We start from the raw sequence: 681 nt of genomic DNA, 5'->3' as shown, positions 1-681 counted from the left end.
AAAAACCCTTAATGTAAAATCATTGCTCTCTGAAGATTCTGTCGTTTCGATTTTTCCAAAGCGAACCGACACACACAGAGAATGTGAACGAACAATAACAGCATCAGCAGCATCTGCCCCAGAACATTTTGCCGATTCCACCAACGAAGCGGCTTGATCAATCTGGCTCTTTTCACTCATCTATAGACTCCCTCAAATATTGATCATTTATATTGATCAGCAATTTGGCAAATTTATACAAAAATGTAACCCTTGTGTGCTCAACGATAAAAATTATATAGCATTCATGCACTTTTTTATTTCAATGAATCAAAAAATTTCACTTTTAACTTCTTTTCGAAAAGGTTCAACATGTTGTAAATTTCTTTGGCTGACAACCTTTTCAATCCATTTGTGCATTCCACAAGCCAAACCCGCTTATAATCAAATCAATAGCCATCGCAACAGCACATTCTGCCAGCTCCTACAGCTCCTACGGATAAGCCACTCAATTAGCAGAAACACTAACTACTTTCTTGCCAACAAAAACCCTTAATATAAAATCATTGCTCTTTAAAACTTCTGTCGATTTGACTTTTCTAAGTAGAAAATTACACAATAATGCTTAGCTCTAAATCCAAATTCTAAGCATTCCAATAACCAGAAGATAGCCTCAACTCTCTGCTCATCGAACACGACGCA

At 36.6% G+C, this 681-nt stretch carries 1 protein-coding gene; it reads right to left on the bottom strand.

Going from position 1 to position 681, the window contains the following annotated elements; genetic code table 11:
* On the bottom strand, window positions 1-180 hold a 180-nt coding region (locus ACFIK8_RS11650), incomplete at its 3' end, for a PmbA/TldA family metallopeptidase (RefSeq protein WP_375669518.1).
* Between the last annotated feature and the right edge of the window lie 501 nt (window positions 181-681).

The organism is Bartonella sp. MR168JLCBS (assembly GCF_042194175.1).
This window is presented reverse-complemented; position numbering and strand designations above follow the sequence as displayed.